The sequence below is a fragment of the Blautia marasmi genome (assembly GCF_900258535.1).
In the GTDB taxonomy this organism is placed as follows: Bacteria; Bacillota; Clostridia; order Lachnospirales; family Lachnospiraceae; genus Blautia; species Blautia hominis.
In genome coordinates this window covers 2,732,861-2,748,567 of sequence record NZ_OIWX01000001.1, presented here as the reverse complement: position 1 = coordinate 2,748,567, position 15,707 = coordinate 2,732,861, and the positions used below count along the sequence as shown (strand labels likewise).

Genomic DNA, 15,707 nt, shown 5'->3' with positions numbered 1-15,707 from the left:
ATAGTTGCGTTATCAGTCCAGATTTTAGGAGGTCTAACACAAATGGTGTGGAAAGTTCTACTGATTATTTTAATCATTTTAGTAGTCGTTCTTGCCGTTTTATATTTCCTCGGCAAGAGGGCACAGAAAAAGCAGGAAGCACAGCAGGAACAGATCGAAGCTGCAAAACAGTCCGTCTCCATGCTGGTTATCGATAAAAAGAGGCTTCCCATTAAACAGTCCGGTCTTCCTCAGATGGTAATCGACCAGACACCGAAGCTTATGAGACGTTCCAAACTCCCGATCGTAAAAGCAAAGATCGGTCCCAAGATCGTTACCCTGGTGGCGGACGAGCAGGTCTTTGAGATCATCCCCGTAAAGAAGGAAGTCAAGGCTGAAGTCAGCGGTATTTATATTACCGGTGTCCGCGGGCTGCGCGGTGCTTTGGAAGCTCCTCAGAAGAAGAAAGGCTTCTTCAAAAGAATGCGTCTAAAGGCAGAGAACCTTGCAAAGGGAAAACAAACGGAAACTAAGGATACGAAAAAGAAAAAGTAAAAAACAGCCGCCCGGAATGGACCAAATCCCGGACGGCCTTTTTTATATCTGCTGCTCTGTTTTTCAATGGGAAGATGCCAAGTGGAAATTCCCTGCACTCTGTGGCTTCACATTCACACATATCTGACAGTCCGCTGTATGTACTTCATTGATCTCCAGTGCGTAGTCAATGAGGATGTCAATATTCTCCTCCTGCTCCTTCACATCAATCTTTGTAGCGGATATCCCCATCTGCATATCCCCAAAGGGCGTGGCATAATAGGTCAGGTTCTTCTTGGTCTCCTCAAAAATCATGTGTGTGTTGGTAAGTCCCTTTTTCTGGACTTCCACGGAACCCTGCATGACTTTGATCATGTTCTTTGTGATTTTGTCATATCCCTCCTGAACTTCCTCATAGCAGATAAAATGATGGCCGTTCCTGAAATAATAATCTCCCTTTGCCACCACTTCCACTGCTTCCGGCTCATCGTTGGCATCCATTGCCTGCATCCCTTTAACTGTGATCAGTACATCTTTCGTCATTTTCAATACTCCTCAATATTAATCTGCTTGGTCATCCTCACATCATAAGGCAGGATAGAGCCTGCAAACTCCTGGAAACGCTCCTCCGCATCGCTGACATAGAAGCGGTAGGGAAACTCTTCCTCCTCATGCCCGTCATTCTCTATCCCGTGTTCCTTCAAAAGCTCCCGCAGAGCCTGGGCAGTCTCATAGGCAGGATTCACCAGTGTCACGCCGTCACCTGCTACCTGACGCATAAGGGAGCGCAGCAGCGGATAGTGGGTGCAGCCCAGGATGAGGGTGTCCACGCCCTGTTTCAGAAGGGGGTTCAGGTATCGTTTTGCCACTTCAACCGTAACTTCATCCTTCAGCCAGCCTTCCTCCACCAGGGGCACCAGCAGAGGGCAGGCCTGGCCTATGACCTGTATCCGGGGATCATATTCATGTATGATGGCAGGATACAGTTCCGAGTTCACCGTACCTCTTGTACCTATCAGACCGATTTTTTTATTCCTGGTAGTCTGTGCAGCCACCTTGGCTCCCGGCTTCACCACACCTATGATAGGAATATCTATCTCCTCCCGTATGGTCTCCAGAGCCATGGCACTGGCTGTGTTGCATGCTACCACAATGGCTTTTACATTTTGGGTCTGCAGAAAACGCACGATCTGACGGGAATATTTCAGCACGATTTCTTTTGACTTGCTTCCATAGGGCACCCTTGCAGTATCCCCAAAGTATACAATCCGCTCACTGGGCAGGTTGCGCATGATCTCTCTGGCAACGGTAAGTCCGCCCACGCCGGAATCGAAAACACCGATCGGTGCCTGTTTATTCTGGTTCATATGAAAACCCTCTTAAAATTTTTTCTATTTTAACCGTGTTTCCATTTTACCCTCATTAGGCCCAGAATGCAAGCAGCAACCATTAAAACCACTTAAATCCTATTTTCACCTTGTCTCTTTTTTCCGGATCGTTTAAAACAGCCAGAAATTCTTCCTCTGTCAGAACTTCCTTTAAGTCCTCTTTTTTGTCCTCCGAAACCACACCGTGGGATTCATCAATAAAGCAAAGGCTTGGATAGAGGACACACCACCAGTTATGCCCCTTGGCCTCCCCGATTTTCACATTCAGCGCTTCATATTCTCCTGCCGGAAACGTGCAGTCCCCGTACGTCTTATCCGGAAAATATGTCTTTTCCACAGCGGCTGTGACCGTATAATCATATCCCCGGTCCGCCATCACCTGTCTGGCGGTCTTCTCGATCTCATCTAAATGGGTCAAAACCCCTTCTTTCGTAGCATCCAGGGACCTGTCTTCACCAAGGACTTCCTCCAGATAATCCACAATGCCTGTTTTCACCTGAAGCTTCAGGTTCTGGTCTTCCTCTGTATCACTGTTGGCAACCACATGCAAACGGAAGATTTCTTTTGCGATCCCCTGCTGCACTTCCCGTTCCAGACGCACCTGTGTCTCTTCATTTTCTTTCTTCAGTGTATGTATACGCACAGCCCCGATCAGCACCGTGGCAAGCAGTCCAATGATCGTAGCGGCGATCCATATATTTCTCTGCATTCTTCGTCTCACAGCAAATACCTCCGTCTAACCCGGTGGGATGGTACGGAAATGTCCGTATTCCCGCACCTCTCTCCGGTTCTTTTAACTCTTTTTTTATTATAGACAGAGTATTGCCTTATCCTGGCAGGCCTATTCCTGATTCAGCATAATTTTATCTTCCAAAGCGCTGACTTCCAAAAGACTGGGGCGTTCCTCCCCATTGTGCCAGGCATTATACAAGTCCTGCAGGTCCGTCTGCTCTTTTGCCTGACTGTCAGGCCGGTTCTCCACGATACCTGTCAGGTAATCCCCCAGGGAATCCATCTCCTGCCCGTCCATGCTCATCACATCCCCAAGTTGGCTGCAGGAGAACACGTAGATATTTCCTGCTACTGAGGGCTTGTCTTCCAGATAGTGAAGCAGATTTTTATAGGCTTCCTGGTCATCAAGCAAGCCGTTCCCCAGAAGGAGGACTTTGAGATGTCCGGTATCCAGATAGTCCTCTTGGCTGTTCTGAAAATCTTTTTCCGCATCCTCCATGGTTTTACCCTGGTAAAAATCCGCTTTTTCTCCGGCTTTCTGGTTCTCACTGTCCTTGTTCTGCCCGGTCACCCCTGACAAGTCGGGAAGGCCGTAATAAACCTGATATTCCCCGTCCTGATAATCCACGCCCATGGAGAGGGGAAAACTGCGGTTCTCCAGCGCCACCCCGCAGGCGGAAAGACTTAATGCCAGTATGGCAGCCAGGAGCACTGCTTTACTTTTCTTCCTTATCATGATGTTTCCCCCTTCCGTACGCAATCCCTGCCCACAGCGCCAGCAGCAGGAACAGCGGCGCATAAATGTTCTGCAGGACCTCGCGGTACCATTCTAGGGAAATGCCTGCTTTCTCACATCCCAGTGCGCATACCAGAATCCCGCCTGCCAGATAGGGCGCTCCTTTTTCCATATGCCCCCGCTTTAACAGCTCGTGGTTGTAGAAAAAAATACTGCCCACAGCAAAAAAGATACAGAACATGACAGCAGCAATGAAAAAGATATCCACACGTTCCAGAAAATCCCCGGGCAGATCCACGCCTGCCATCATGTCAAATAGCGGGTAGGACTTCTGCACATAGCCCCCTGCTCCGAATGCTCCCTGCAACAGGATCAGGGCTGCGGACAAAATCCCCAGAAGAAGGAACACGGAGCTGTTCAGGGCCTTTCCCGCGTTGCCCGGGCGGTCCACATTTCCCAAGGTAAAGGGCAGGAAGAATACCGGGAGGAAGGTACAGAACACCCTGTAACATCCCTGGATCACGCCTTTCAGTGACATATATCCTGTCGCTTCCAGGTAAGCACCGTTGACTCTGGTCACAGACAGCAGGAACATGACTGCCAGCACAAATAAAATGACCGGAAAACAGATCTCCGCCATACGTCCCCTTCGCTCCAGTCCCTGATGGCTTCCCAGATAGCACACCACAGCAGTGATCGTGATGATCACAAAGGGTTTGCTGCTCTCAATAAAGAAACGGCCCGTAATCCTGCTGGTCACAAGAAGCAGGAAGACCCCTGTTATAAAAAGGTATGACAGATGCAGAAGACAGAAGATCTTTCCCGCGTATTTTCCCATATACCGCTCAGGCGTTAAATAGCAGGATTTCATACGGATAAAGAATATGCTGGCTGCCAGGAACAAAAATCCCATTAAAAGCAGGGAGAGCACCCCCTGCCGCCCCTCCAGATATGAGGTGACGGGAACGGTGACTAAATAGATCCCCAGCTGTCCCAGGACCAACTGCCGAAAAAGCTGTCTGTGGGAAATCCGTTGATTGTCAGCGTACATGCTTCTTTCCTCCTTTTGTTTTGAGGCGCACCTGCTGATCTCTTCTGGCATAGAGAGGCCTTCTTGTCATAAATCTGAGCGGTGCCAGGACAACGCCGTCTGATTCACCTCTGTATCCTGCATCTCTCTGCGCAGCAAACGGTGTCAGATAGGGGATGCCAAAGCTTTTCAGGCCTGCCAGATGGCTGATGACAAGATAAAGCCCTAAGAGCATACCAAAGACACCCATGGTACCTCCAAGAAGGATGAAACCGAATTTCAGAAGCCTGAAGGGCGCCGTAAATTCCCCATTTGGGATAGCCAATGTGGCTAACGCGGTCACAGCCACCACGACCACCACAATGGGGCTTACCAGGTTGGCCTCCACAGCGGCCTGGCCGATGATCAGACCGCCCACAATACCGATGGTGCCGCCCAGAGGCCCGGGCGCCCGAACTCCGGCCTCCCGGATACTCTCAAATGCCACCTCCATAAAGAAGACCTCCAGGATCCCCGGAAAGGGCACACCTTTTCTGGCCTCCGCAAAGGAGAGGATCAGGTTGGTGGGAAGTACCTGGGTATGGAAATTCGTCACTGCCAGATAGGTTCCTGAAAAGAGCATGGCAAATGCTGCCGCTATATACCGGATGATCCTCAAAAAGGATGCCAGCTCAAAATGGTTGTACTCATCCTCGCTCACCTGCAGAAAGTCGTTGAACGCAGCCGGGAGCAGGATTCCCATAGGGGAATTGTCAACAAGCACCAGGACTCTGCCGTTGAGGATCTCCATGGCGCACTTGTCCGGGCGCTCCGATGTCTGGAACTGGGGAAACGGGGACAGCCAGTTTTCCTCCGCCAGATGTTCCACAATGCCGCTGTCCATGACACCGTCAATCTCAAAGCTATCCAATCGCCGGTCCAGCTCTTCCAAAAGTTCCGGGCGCACCAGTTCCTCCATGTAAAGGATCTGCACTAATGTCTGGCTTCTGACACCCAGCGTTTTTTCTTTGACTTTCAGCTTGGCATTCCGGATCCTTTTCCGCACAAGGGCGGAGTTGGTTTTGACCACATCGGAAAACCCTTCTTTTGAACCGCGCAGCACCTTTTCCCTGGACGCCTCCTGTACTCCCATACTGGGATAACCCTTGCTGGATACCTTGATGGAGTGTGGGTAGCCGTCAAAGAAGAAGATGGCATTCCCGGCAAACATGGCTGCCAGAGCTTCTGACATGGTATCCAGGGTTTTAACGTCGGAGATCCCCAGACCGTTTTCATCCACAAATTCCAGGATCTCATCCTTTGGCATTTCCCACATATGGTTTACCAGCTTGCCGATGACAGAGTCCTCCAGCATCATGTTGCTGACTGCCACCTCAATATAGACTACCAGGCAGCGTATTTTCTGTTCCTGTCCCAGAATCATAGGACGGATGATAACGTCAGCGCAGTCTTTCAGTATCTTTCGGATGTAGTCTTCATTTTCCTGTATATGGATGGATATTTCGTCGTTGTTTTTCATTTGGAAGGCCCCTTTCCGCTCTCCCGCCGCTATAGTATACCTGAAAACAGGATGGATCTGCCGCACAAAAAAGAGAGACGTATTTTTTTACATCTCTCTTAGAATATCCATTTCTTCTATTATTATACAATGCGTTATTCCGTCACTAGCACTACAGCATTGCGTAAGTTTCGGTGATAGAGTGCCTGATATTTTCGTCAGTGCAAGGCGCCGAAGTGACGGCGCAGCGGTTCCTACGGCTAGTACAGCGTTGCGTAAATAGCGGGTGCTATATCACTGGAACTTATGCAACGCTGTACTAGCTCCATTCACACAGCGCAAAATGTAAGAAACTGCATTTCGCACTCCAAAGGGCAGAACTATGCATCGCAAAACATGTTACGGTTAACAGTAACACTAATCCGGCTCGTTCAGGCTGCGGATGATAGCCTTCTGCTGGTTGTCCACATGGACATAGACATATTTCAGCGCAGACTCCTTGTCCTTTTTGCGCAGAGCTTCGCAGATGGCTCTGTGCTCCTGGGCAAGGGTACGGCGCACAGCGATATCCTTCAGATACTCAATACGGTAACGGTACATCTGTTCCCTCAAATTGCTCAAGAGCTGCACCAGACGATTATTATTGGTGGCATTATAAATGATATCGTGAAATGCCACATCCATCTCCGCAAGCTCCGTCAGATCCCCGTTCTCAGTCAGGCTTAAAAATCTCTGCTCCACCTTGTCCAGCTCGTCCAACTCCTCCGGCGTGATCCGCTCACAGGCCAGACGGATCGCCAGTTCCTCCATGCCTTTTCTGACTTCCAGCACATCATTTAAGTCACGCTCTGTGATGGATGCCACTTTCGCCCCTTTTCTGGGCGCCATGACTACCAGCCCTTCCAGTTCTAGCTTCCGGATCGCCTCGCGGATGGGGGTTCTGCTCACACCCAGTTTCTCGGCCAGAGCAATCTCCATAAGCCGCTCGCCCGGTTTTAAATCTCCTTTAAGGATAGCCCTCCGCAGTGTATTGAAAACCACATCCCGCAGCGGAAGGTATTCATCCATATGCATTTCCAAATCCGTTGTCATCTGTGTCTTCCTCCATTATTGAATACTGTAGTCAAAAAAACGGTTCTGGCGATCTTAGTCTCGCGCAGTGCCTCACAGGCCTGCTCCGCTGTCGCCTTATCATCAAAGAGTCCGAAGACCGTAGGACCGCTGCCGCTCATCATGGCATTGACTGCGCCGTGGTCCTTCATATGTTGTTTGATCTCCTCGATCACAGGGTATGCCGGAATCGTCACGCTCTCAAGAACATTTCCCATATGTTCGGCAATCCTGTTCAAATTATGCCATTGAAGCCCCTCCAGCATTCTGTCTATCTCCGGATGTTCTGCAATCTCCGATGCATCCAGTTTCTCATAGACAAATTTCGTGGACACGCTGACAGGCGGCTTTCCAATGAGCACATAGCAGTCCGGACAGGGGGGCAGAGCACGCAGCTTCTCTCCGATCCCCTCCGCAAGTGCAGTGCCACGGAGCAGGCAGTACGGAACATCCGCACCGACCTTCACGCTCCGCTCCATAAGCTCCCGCACGGTAAGCCCCAGTCCGAACAATCGGTTCACTCCGATCATGGCGGCGGCGGCATCCGAACTCCCGCCTGCCATGCCGGCAGCGACCGGTATGAATTTCTGCAGATCCACTATTATCCCTTTCTTCACTTTGAACTCATCCATCAAAAGCTGCGCTGCTTTATAGACCAGATTGTTCTCGTTGGTAGGAATAAACGGCAGATTTGTAGTAATGGAAATCCCCGGTTCCTCTTTGATATCAATTTCTAACTGGTCATACATGTTAATGGTCTGCATGATCATGCGAACCTCATGATAACCGTCCTCACGTTTTCTGACTACATCCAATCCCAGATTAATTTTCGCCAGTGCCCTTAATCTCATTTTTATCTCCTGTGTTCCCAATTCTGCACCTGAAAGCATGGTTGGTATTCCTTTCTGCCATATGCAGACATGCCCCAGGTGAATCGTTAAGTTTTTATAACTGTTTGGCAGGTCTTCACATGAACCGGGCTGACTGTAAGAATGCCCCCGTGAAGGGAAAGCTTTCAGCAGCCAGGCAAAAATCCCATCCTCCCAGGCGGTCCTGCATGGATTTCTGCTTGTGGCTGAGAAGATACCGGACAGCTACAAATGTTTATTGTATATTGTATTCGTTTTTATACACTTTATTCTATACGATATACCTCCTTTTTTCAACACCAAAAAACATTATGATTCTACTTTCTTCGTCAATATCAGGGTATCATATGGTTTAACCTCGTCACTTTCCAGATTATTGAGCTGCACAATGGTTTCAATCGTGGTATAAAATTTCTTTGCAATGTCCCAGAGGGTGTCCTGGGGCTGCACCTGGTATCCCACGATTCCGGGCATACTTTGGAGCTTTTCCCGGTCCAGCTCCCGCTCTTCTATCTCCCGGATGATGCCCGTGTCTGTCTGCTTCAGCACAAGAGCATTTAAGTTCATGACTATCTTCACTTCTATCTCGTCACTGTCTATCATAGTGGTGGACAGTTGTTCCAGATCTGTCCGCAGATGATAGGTACAGTTTTTCCCTATTCCCGGAGCTTCCACCACATGGGTGAAGGGAATCATGGCATCCATGGAATAGAAGGGCATATCATCGTCCCCTATAATATAGAGGATTCTCACCTGGACGATGCCTTCCACTTCTATGCCGTTTTCCACAGGATGGGTGTCGTCTACTTTCACATTTCCGTCGCTGTGGCATATTTGAAGGATCTTCCCCTGGTTCTGTTCCATTTTGATGCGGTCCCCCACACGGCATTTGGAATTGTTTTTCACCAGGAGGCTTTCCAGTTTTCTATTTTCACGTATGGGGACGCATTCTTTTACAGGGGTGTATACGTCCAAAAGCAGGGACATTTCCTCCTCCTCATAGATTTTCATTTCTAATTCCAGGACGGCATCCACTCCGATCAGGCGCTCCTCCCCGTCGCTGTCTGTTTTCACCTCCAGTTTGCTCTGGGGCATGGTCACATCTATGTTGGGCACCATATCCACGGTACAGCCCACGCATTCCAGTTCCTGGTAGAAGGGGACGGAGTGCTCCAGCCACTGAAGGGAATTGTTGTCATCATCCCCGCGGTACAGGGCGAATATGAAGAGCTCGCCTTTTACACCTATTTTATCGTTTTCCGCCCGGATGTCCATGCCGCGAACTTCCACGGTGTTCCACAGAAGTTCGTGGATATTGGGCTTGTTGGAAGCAAGGGCAATGTCTTCTTTTACCCGCATGGTATCCTTTTTATGGACTGCGATGCCCATGACGGAGATGTCCTTTTTTTTCTGGGAAATGCCTTCCGCGTCCACACCTGCAGGAAGATTGGTCTCCTGCATTTCCTCCACGGACGCGGTGAAGGTTACCAGGGCTTTGATGTTCAGCTTTCTGGAATTGATGAGCTGGACACTCAGGTCTTCAATGTCCCATTTTACCCGGACTTTGTCACCGTTTTCCAGGCCCTCCAGGTGCATGGTCTCCCCTATGGGAAGGGTGCCCAGAAGACTCTGGATCTTGCGTTCCTCGCTGTCGCTGACATAGAGGAGATAGACCATCAATGCGCCTGTGAGAAAGGCGTGGCCCTCTGATATCTGTACATCGTCTATGTGAATCTCACCTTTTTTCTGTATCATGCGGCCTACATCGGGTTTGATATCCGGCACATTTAAATCTTCGTCAAAAGTAATCTGGCTGACAGCTTCACATTTTGTATGCATCATACGCATCTGTTTTGTTATTAATTCCACAATAAGCCCTCTTTTCTATTCAAAAATTACCGGCTCTTCCCGGTATTTCATTTTTACCACCAGATATGGATAGGATGGCTCGTCTTTTAGGTCTTTGTCCTCCTCCGGCCCTATTAGGGTGGTCTGTAGATGGATCGCATTGTCCCACAGGGACAAGTCCTCAATTTGGATACTGTATCCTCCTGTCTCTTGTTTGCCATAGCCTTTGAGAAGGTATAGGTAGGAACCGTCCTGATATGTAAGCTGGAATTCTGATTCTTTGTTTTCTTCTATCAGTTCCTTGACTTTATCAGGAAAATCCTCTTCCTTCATCACTGTGTACTCTGGCTTGACTCCGTCCTGGGCTTTGACTTTTTCTATGCTGCAGGAGGCCAGGGGGAGGGTCAGGAGGCAGATGAAACATAGTGTTAGGATTAATTTTTTCAATGTTGGGGTGCCGCCTTTGGTTTTTGGTGCTCTTAGCAATAGTGTATGTGGAGGAGGGATGTAATATGACAGGGAATTTTTTTGAAATGAAGGATTGGGGATTGGGGAATTGGGAATTTCTTTGAAGGCGGACGGGGGAACAGGGGATTGGGGATTTGGGGATTTTTTTGAAGGCGGACGGGGGAACAGGGCAGGGCGGGCATAAGTCCCAGGAGTGAAGCGTTCCGCTGGACAGAAGCTAACCTGCTCCCAGTCACTAAGCTCGTCACCAGTGGGTTCCTCGCTAAGTGTCTGGGGCAGGTGGATCTCCTGTCCGCTCCTCTGAAACATCACTCCTGGGACTTATGCCCGCCCTGCCCTGTTCCCCCTGGTTTTGATGAAAACTTCATGTTTTTGGCGTGATGTGTTGCGTTGGATGGGCTTGGTTGTGGCTTTGAGATCTGGCTTTTTGGATGCGGATTTAGTGACGTTGATTTTGGGATATGGCTTTGAGAATAAAGCTTTTGAAATACAATTTTAGGGATGCGGATTTGGAAACTCTTCTTGTGAGTGCAACTTTAGGAGTACGATTTTGGTAATTCAGCTTGTGAATAAAGATTTAGGAATACGATTTCAGAAATTCAGCTTGTGAGTACAGCTTTAGGAATACATTTTCGGAAAATCAGCTTGTGAATACAGCTTTAGGAATGCATTTTCGGAAACTCAGTTTGTGAGTACAGCTTTAGAAACACATTTTTGGAAACTCAGTTTGTGAGTACAGCTTAGGAATACATTTTCGGAAACTCAGTTTGTGAGTACAGCTTTAGAATACCATTTGGGGAATTCAGATTATGGTTACAGGTTGAGGGTATAGTTTTTGGAAGTTGTTTTTAAGTTATAGTGGTATGGGAGGTGTTTTTGAATTGGTGGATATTAAGTGATGAATACTATGTTGTTTTGGGTTGTGGAATATGTAGCAGATAATTTATTCATTTGTGTGGTGATTGCGTTGCTGTGAAAAAGTTTGCTTGAGGGGATTGTTGAGTGGAAGGTAGGATTCTATGGTATAAGGTGGTGCTTTATGATCTTGGTTGTGGATGTTAAGGGATGAAACAGTTAATGGGAAATTATGAATTTAGGGAAATGGAGCTGCCGGACGAAGGTGTTTATAGCTGGGTGCGTTTTGGAAAGTGTTGCACGGGTTGCTATGTGGGACTTGCTTCGTGTGGCAGCTCTAGGGATGTATGTTTCAAGGGTGTTGTTGAGTGGGGATCAATTGGCTACTATATTTTGCAGCCATACGCCTTTTTTTACTAGTATGAAGCCTATGAGGCATTTCACCATATCACCCATTTGTACCAGAATGTAGATGGCAACTACAGGAAGTAGTGTGTGGTGGCTTAGGGTGAAGGCTATGGTTACGCTTACGCACCAGATGAACACACTGTCAAACAGGAAGGTGACAATGGTTTTTCCGCCGGACCGCAGGGTGAAGTAGGCTGCGTGGAGGAAGGCATTTTGGGGCATGAAGACTGCGGTTGCCATGATGAAGTATTTTGCAAGCTCCCTGGCTTCCTGGTTGGTGTTGTAAAGCATGGGGAACAGGGGTGCTAGGAGCAGCATGAGCAGCGCAACACCGGTACAGCAAAATACAGAAAATGCGATCATCTTTGTATCTGTATCCCGGGCTTCTTTCATTTTGCCGGCTCCCAGAAGCTGACCCACTACAATGGCCACGGAATCTCCAAGAGCTATAAATACAATATTGAATACATTGTTGATGGTGTTGGCAATGTTCAGGGCCGCAACTACATTAAGTCCCCGGATAGAATAGCATTGTGTCAGCATGGCCATTCCGGCAGCCCAAAGGGCCTCGTTCAGAAGAAGAGGGGTTCCTTTGATGAGAATCTTTTTAGTCAACAGCGCAGGGACCTTCAGGGTACTGTACAGGCCTTCAATGTATTGGTTTATTTCTTTGTGTTTGTGGGTCCAATGGATGACTATGGCTGCCTCCACATATCTGGACAGTACGGTTGCTATGGCCGCACCCTGTACACCCAGTTCCGGAAAACCGAATTTTCCGTAAATTAATATGTAGTTAAACACCAGGTTAATGATTACGGCTGTGATACCGGCTTTCATGGGTACAACGGTCTCTCCGCATTCACGCAGCGTACTTGCGTATACCTGGACCATCATAAACGGCGGAAGTCCTATAAGCATAATGTAAAGGTATTGTTTCCCGTAGATAAGTGTAGCCGCCAGATTCTCTGCACTGCCCTCACCGTGAAGGTACATGCTGATGAGCTGCTCGCCTCCAATGAGGAAAACGATGACAGTCCCCACTGTTAAAATCAGAGCCATCCATATTTTATAACGGAAAGTATTGCGGATTCCTTCGTTGTCCTTCTGCCCGAAATACTGCGCAGTAAATATACCTGCCCCTGACACACCTCCGAAGATGCAGAGGTTATAGACAAAGATGAGCTGGTTTACAATGGCTGCACCTGACATCTGCTCTGTGCCGATCCTTCCTACCATGATATTGTCCAGAAGGCTCACGAAATTGGTGATGCCGTTCTGTATCATAATAGGTACAGCTATTGCCAGGATCATCTTATAAAAATTTTTGTTTCCGATGAATTTCTTCATCACTCCGGTCTTTTCCATTTTCCTCTAAGCCCCCTAAAATCAGCGATATAATACATAACTTACTACAGGAAATCTTCTTTGTAAAGAAAATAATATGGAATATATTGACGATTTTTTGCGAGGATTTTCGTTAGAATAACAAGAATGTTTGCATCAAAAGAAAATGGTGTGTCTTTTAGGGGTGTAGTGATATATTTTCCACGTTATATAGGTAAATATGGCTTGCATCCCCTTCGTGTTTTCCGTATAATATAAGGAGTTCCAGGTATTGGTGTAATGACAGCAGCATGGTACAGCAAAATGTGCTGTGAATGGCTCCCACACCTTTTGGCATAGGAAACGTGTCATATAATATATAAAATTACCGGCCAGGTATGCACACAGCATATCTGGTTTCTTATCCAATAACATATACCAAACGGTATAGAAAGGTGAGTGTTATGTTCCGCTTTATTCTCGTATGTATTGTAGTTGTAGGATTTCTTATTTTATCCATTCCTATTCTGTTGGTCGAGTGGGTGATCGGCAAATGCAGCCGGAGAGCAAAGGATATCAGTTCTCTTCGTATTGTCCAGGCTGTTTTTAGATGTGTCCTTAAAATTACGGGCTCTGATATTCAGATCATAGGCCATGAAAATGTTCCCAATGACACAGCTGTGCTCTACATAGGAAATCATAGAAGTTTTTTTGATATTCTTCTCACTTATGTCATGTGCCCGGATCTGACGGGATATGTTGCCAAAAAGGAAATGGAGCCAATCCCTCTGCTGTCTAACTGGATGAAATATCTGCATTGTCTGTTTTTGGACAGAAAGGATATCAAAGCTGGTATGAAAACCATTCTGACTGCTATTGACAAAGCGAAAAATGGTATTTCCATCTGTATTTTCCCAGAGGGAACCAGAAATAAAAATGAAAGTGAACTGGAGATGCTGCCCTTCCATGAAGGAAGCTTTAAGATTGCCACAAAATCGGGCTGTCCTATTATTCCCATTGCGATCACCAATTCGGCTGAGATTTTTGAGGCTCATTTTCCAAAGATCAAGCCGGCTAAAGTGATTGTGGAATACGGAAAACCGATTTATCCAGACCAGCTGTCAAAGGAAGATAAGAAACGTCTGGGAGCATATACACAGGAAACTATTTTACATATGTTGAAGGAACACAGAGAAAACTTCTAAAATTAAATTTTATAGTTTATGCTGCAGTTTATCGTAAAAAACGCTGTTTCGGTTATTCTATTATTATAGAAGGAATACCGGGGCAGCGTTTCTGAATTTTAACAGAAGGAAAATGCCGTAAAAGAGAGGGACAAAGGAATTATGAGAAAAAAATCATACAATATGCTGACCGATCCGCCAGGGCGTTCACTGCTGCTTTTTGCTCTGCCTATGATTTTCGGGAATCTTTTTCAGCAGTTTTATAATATTGCGGATTCTGTGATCGTGGGTAATTTCGTCGGGGAGCGGGCGCTTGCCGCTGTTGGAGCTTCTTATGCGATCACGAATGTATTTATTGCCATTGCCATCGGCGGAGGAATTGGAAGTTCTGTGATCATTTCACAATGTCTTGGCGCAGGGCAGAAAAGTAAGATGAAGACAGCTGTTTTCACCACATTGATCAACTTTTTGGTGGTGAGTATTTGTCTGGGGGCTCTGGGACTTTTCTTGAACCACAGGATTCTAGGGTGGGTGAATACGCCCCAAGAGGTGTTTTCAGATGCAGCGCTGTATCTGGCGATTTATTTTGCCGGGCTGCCGTTTTTGTTTATGTATAATGTAGAGGCATCTATTTTCAATGCGCTGGGCGATTCCAGGACGCCGCTTTATCTGCTGATATTTTCCTCTCTTTTGAATATCTTTCTGGATATGGTTTTTGTCATCCAATTTCAGCAAGGGGTGAGAGGGGTTGCGGTGGGAACGTTGATTGCCCAGGGGGTGTCCGCTGTTATATCGTTTGTACTGCTTCTACGGAAATTGAAGAAATATGAAACGGATGAGCCTTGTCAGCTGTACAACGGAGGGCTGATGGTTTCCATGGTGCGGATCGCGGTTCCTTCTATAATACAGCAGTCTATTGTGCAGATTGGGATTTTGTTGGTCCAGTCCGTGGTGAACAGCTTCGGGGCTTCTGTGCTGGCGGGTTATTCTGCAGGAATGCGGATTGAATCCATCAGTATTGTGCCTATGCTGGCAATGGGAAACGCCATGTCCACATTTACGGCCCAAAATGTCGGTGCAGGGCAATTGGAGCGGGTGAAGAAGGGCTATCGGATGTGCTATGTGACAGTTCTGAGCGCCGGGGCGTTTCTTTGTGTTCTTTATCAGCTGTTTGGGAATGTGTTTGTCTCAGCATTTTTAGATGCCGGAAATGGGAGTGTCGCTTTTCAGACAGGACTGGATTATGTGAAATTTCTTTCGTTCTTTTACGCTTTGATCGGATTGAAAGCCTCCACAGATGGTCTGCTGCGGGGGGCTGGGGATGTGAAAGCATTTACAGTGGCTAATCTGGTGAATCTGTCTATTCGGGTGGTCGTGACGAATGTGTTTGCGCCGGTATATGGGATCCAGGTTGCATGGATGGCTGTGCCTATGGGGTGGGCGGCTAATTATGTGATATCGTTTGGGTGGTATTTGACGGGGAGGTGGAAATGGAAATGGGAAAAAGTTGGTAAGGTTACGAAAAGAAATTGAATCGATATATCCGGTTTAGTTTAGTTTTCAGGCAAGATGGGAATAAAACCGGAGGGGTTTTCAAACGCACTCCTCCGGTCCGATTTATCTGTTTACATATGATTTGACTAATCCCATGCCTCTCCTTACAGATTAAGAAAAAAATATTGTTTTGATTATAATCAGCTTTCTCTAAACTGTAACAGTTCAGACAAGCTGAACCGTTACGCATC

Annotated in this window: 14 protein-coding genes; 3 read left to right on the top strand and 11 right to left on the bottom strand. The window is 47.3% G+C overall.

What is annotated here, in order from left to right:
• The first annotated feature begins 42 nt into the window (after positions 1-42).
• Positions 43-534, top strand: coding sequence for a hypothetical protein (locus tag C6P39_RS11870; RefSeq protein WP_095174777.1), 492 nt, complete (start codon positions 43-45; stop codon positions 532-534).
• Positions 535-597: 63 nt separating this feature from the next.
• Here the strand turns inward: C6P39_RS11870 and C6P39_RS11865 are convergent, their stop codons facing one another.
• From C6P39_RS11865 to C6P39_RS11820, 11 genes are all read right to left on the bottom strand, one after another.
• Positions 598-1,056, bottom strand: a complete 459-nt coding sequence (locus C6P39_RS11865; RefSeq protein WP_104803928.1) for a DUF1934 domain-containing protein — start codon at positions 1,054-1,056, stop codon at positions 598-600.
• A 2-nt stretch (positions 1,057-1,058) separates the two neighbouring features.
• Complete coding sequence (gene murI, locus C6P39_RS11860) at positions 1,059-1,880, bottom strand: glutamate racemase (protein ID WP_104803927.1); 822 nt, start codon at positions 1,878-1,880, stop codon at positions 1,059-1,061.
• Between the two features lie 82 nt (positions 1,881-1,962).
• On the bottom strand, positions 1,963-2,622 hold the full coding sequence (spoIIR, locus tag C6P39_RS11855) for a stage II sporulation protein R (protein ID WP_242987027.1): 660 nt from the start codon (positions 2,620-2,622) through the stop codon (positions 1,963-1,965).
• Positions 2,623-2,742: 120 nt separating this feature from the next.
• The gene (locus C6P39_RS27945; protein WP_242987026.1) at positions 2,743-3,369 is read right to left on the bottom strand and encodes a Ger(x)C family spore germination protein; all 627 of its coding nucleotides are present in this window, start codon (positions 3,367-3,369) and stop codon (positions 2,743-2,745) included.
• Positions 3,350-4,420 (bottom strand): GerAB/ArcD/ProY family transporter, encoded by a 1,071-nt coding sequence (locus C6P39_RS27940; protein ID WP_242987025.1) that lies wholly within the window; start codon positions 4,418-4,420, stop codon positions 3,350-3,352. The genes C6P39_RS27945 and C6P39_RS27940 overlap by 20 nt, the downstream gene beginning before the upstream one ends.
• Positions 4,410-5,918, bottom strand: a complete 1,509-nt coding sequence (locus tag C6P39_RS11845) for a spore germination protein (RefSeq protein ID WP_104803926.1) — start codon at positions 5,916-5,918, stop codon at positions 4,410-4,412. The genes C6P39_RS27940 and C6P39_RS11845 overlap by 11 nt, the downstream gene beginning before the upstream one ends.
• A gap of 396 nt (positions 5,919-6,314) precedes the next feature.
• On the bottom strand, positions 6,315-6,989 hold the full coding sequence (locus tag C6P39_RS11840) for a GntR family transcriptional regulator (RefSeq protein WP_095174782.1): 675 nt from the start codon (positions 6,987-6,989) through the stop codon (positions 6,315-6,317).
• Positions 6,986-7,858 (bottom strand): 4-(cytidine 5'-diphospho)-2-C-methyl-D-erythritol kinase, encoded by an 873-nt coding sequence (ispE, locus tag C6P39_RS11835; protein ID WP_104805913.1) that lies wholly within the window; start codon positions 7,856-7,858, stop codon positions 6,986-6,988. The genes C6P39_RS11840 and ispE overlap by 4 nt, the downstream gene beginning before the upstream one ends.
• A 327-nt stretch (positions 7,859-8,185) precedes the next feature.
• Positions 8,186-9,745, bottom strand: a complete 1,560-nt coding sequence (locus C6P39_RS11830; RefSeq protein ID WP_095174783.1) for a DUF3794 and LysM peptidoglycan-binding domain-containing protein — start codon at positions 9,743-9,745, stop codon at positions 8,186-8,188.
• Between the two features lie 15 nt (positions 9,746-9,760).
• Entirely contained in the window at positions 9,761-10,501 is a 741-nt protein-coding gene (locus C6P39_RS27935) for a protease complex subunit PrcB family protein (RefSeq protein WP_242987024.1), read from the bottom strand.
• Between the two features lie 921 nt (positions 10,502-11,422).
• The gene (locus tag C6P39_RS11820) at positions 11,423-12,820 is read right to left on the bottom strand and encodes an MATE family efflux transporter (RefSeq protein WP_095174785.1); all 1,398 of its coding nucleotides are present in this window, start codon (positions 12,818-12,820) and stop codon (positions 11,423-11,425) included.
• Positions 12,821-13,242: 422 nt separating this feature from the next.
• Between C6P39_RS11820 and C6P39_RS11815 the strand changes: the two genes are divergently transcribed.
• Positions 13,243-13,983 (top strand): lysophospholipid acyltransferase family protein, encoded by a 741-nt coding sequence (locus C6P39_RS11815; RefSeq protein WP_104803925.1) that lies wholly within the window; start codon positions 13,243-13,245, stop codon positions 13,981-13,983.
• A gap of 141 nt (positions 13,984-14,124) precedes the next feature.
• Positions 14,125-15,495 carry an MATE family efflux transporter gene (locus C6P39_RS11810; protein WP_104803924.1) on the top strand — a complete coding sequence of 457 codons (1,371 nt, stop codon included), beginning with the start codon at positions 14,125-14,127 and terminating at the stop codon, positions 15,493-15,495.
• The last annotated feature ends 212 nt before the right edge of the window (positions 15,496-15,707 follow it).

Bases quoted from the DNA above. Each gene is read 5' to 3' on its own strand.
- C6P39_RS11840 (WP_095174782.1), bottom strand. From the start codon at position 6,989: ATGACAACGGATTTGGAAATGCATATGGATGAATACCTTCCGCTGCGG.
- murI (WP_104803927.1), bottom strand. From the start codon at position 1,880: ATGAACCAGAATAAACAGGCACCGATCGGTGTTTTCGATTCCGGCGTG.
- ispE (WP_104805913.1), bottom strand. From the start codon at position 7,858: ATGAGATTAAGGGCACTGGCGAAAATTAATCTGGGATTGGATGTAGTC.
- C6P39_RS11820 (WP_095174785.1), bottom strand. From the start codon at position 12,820: ATGGAAAAGACCGGAGTGATGAAGAAATTCATCGGAAACAAAAATTTT.
- C6P39_RS11870 (WP_095174777.1), top strand. From the start codon at position 43: ATGGTGTGGAAAGTTCTACTGATTATTTTAATCATTTTAGTAGTCGTT.
- C6P39_RS27945 (WP_242987026.1), bottom strand. From the start codon at position 3,369: ATGATAAGGAAGAAAAGTAAAGCAGTGCTCCTGGCTGCCATACTGGCA.
- C6P39_RS11810 (WP_104803924.1), top strand. From the start codon at position 14,125: ATGAGAAAAAAATCATACAATATGCTGACCGATCCGCCAGGGCGTTCA.
- C6P39_RS11815 (WP_104803925.1), top strand. From the start codon at position 13,243: ATGTTCCGCTTTATTCTCGTATGTATTGTAGTTGTAGGATTTCTTATT.
- C6P39_RS11865 (WP_104803928.1), bottom strand. From the start codon at position 1,056: ATGACGAAAGATGTACTGATCACAGTTAAAGGGATGCAGGCAATGGAT.
- C6P39_RS27935 (WP_242987024.1), bottom strand. From the start codon at position 10,501: ATGTTTCAGAGGAGCGGACAGGAGATCCACCTGCCCCAGACACTTAGC.
- C6P39_RS11845 (WP_104803926.1), bottom strand. From the start codon at position 5,918: ATGAAAAACAACGACGAAATATCCATCCATATACAGGAAAATGAAGAC.
- C6P39_RS27940 (WP_242987025.1), bottom strand. From the start codon at position 4,420: ATGTACGCTGACAATCAACGGATTTCCCACAGACAGCTTTTTCGGCAG.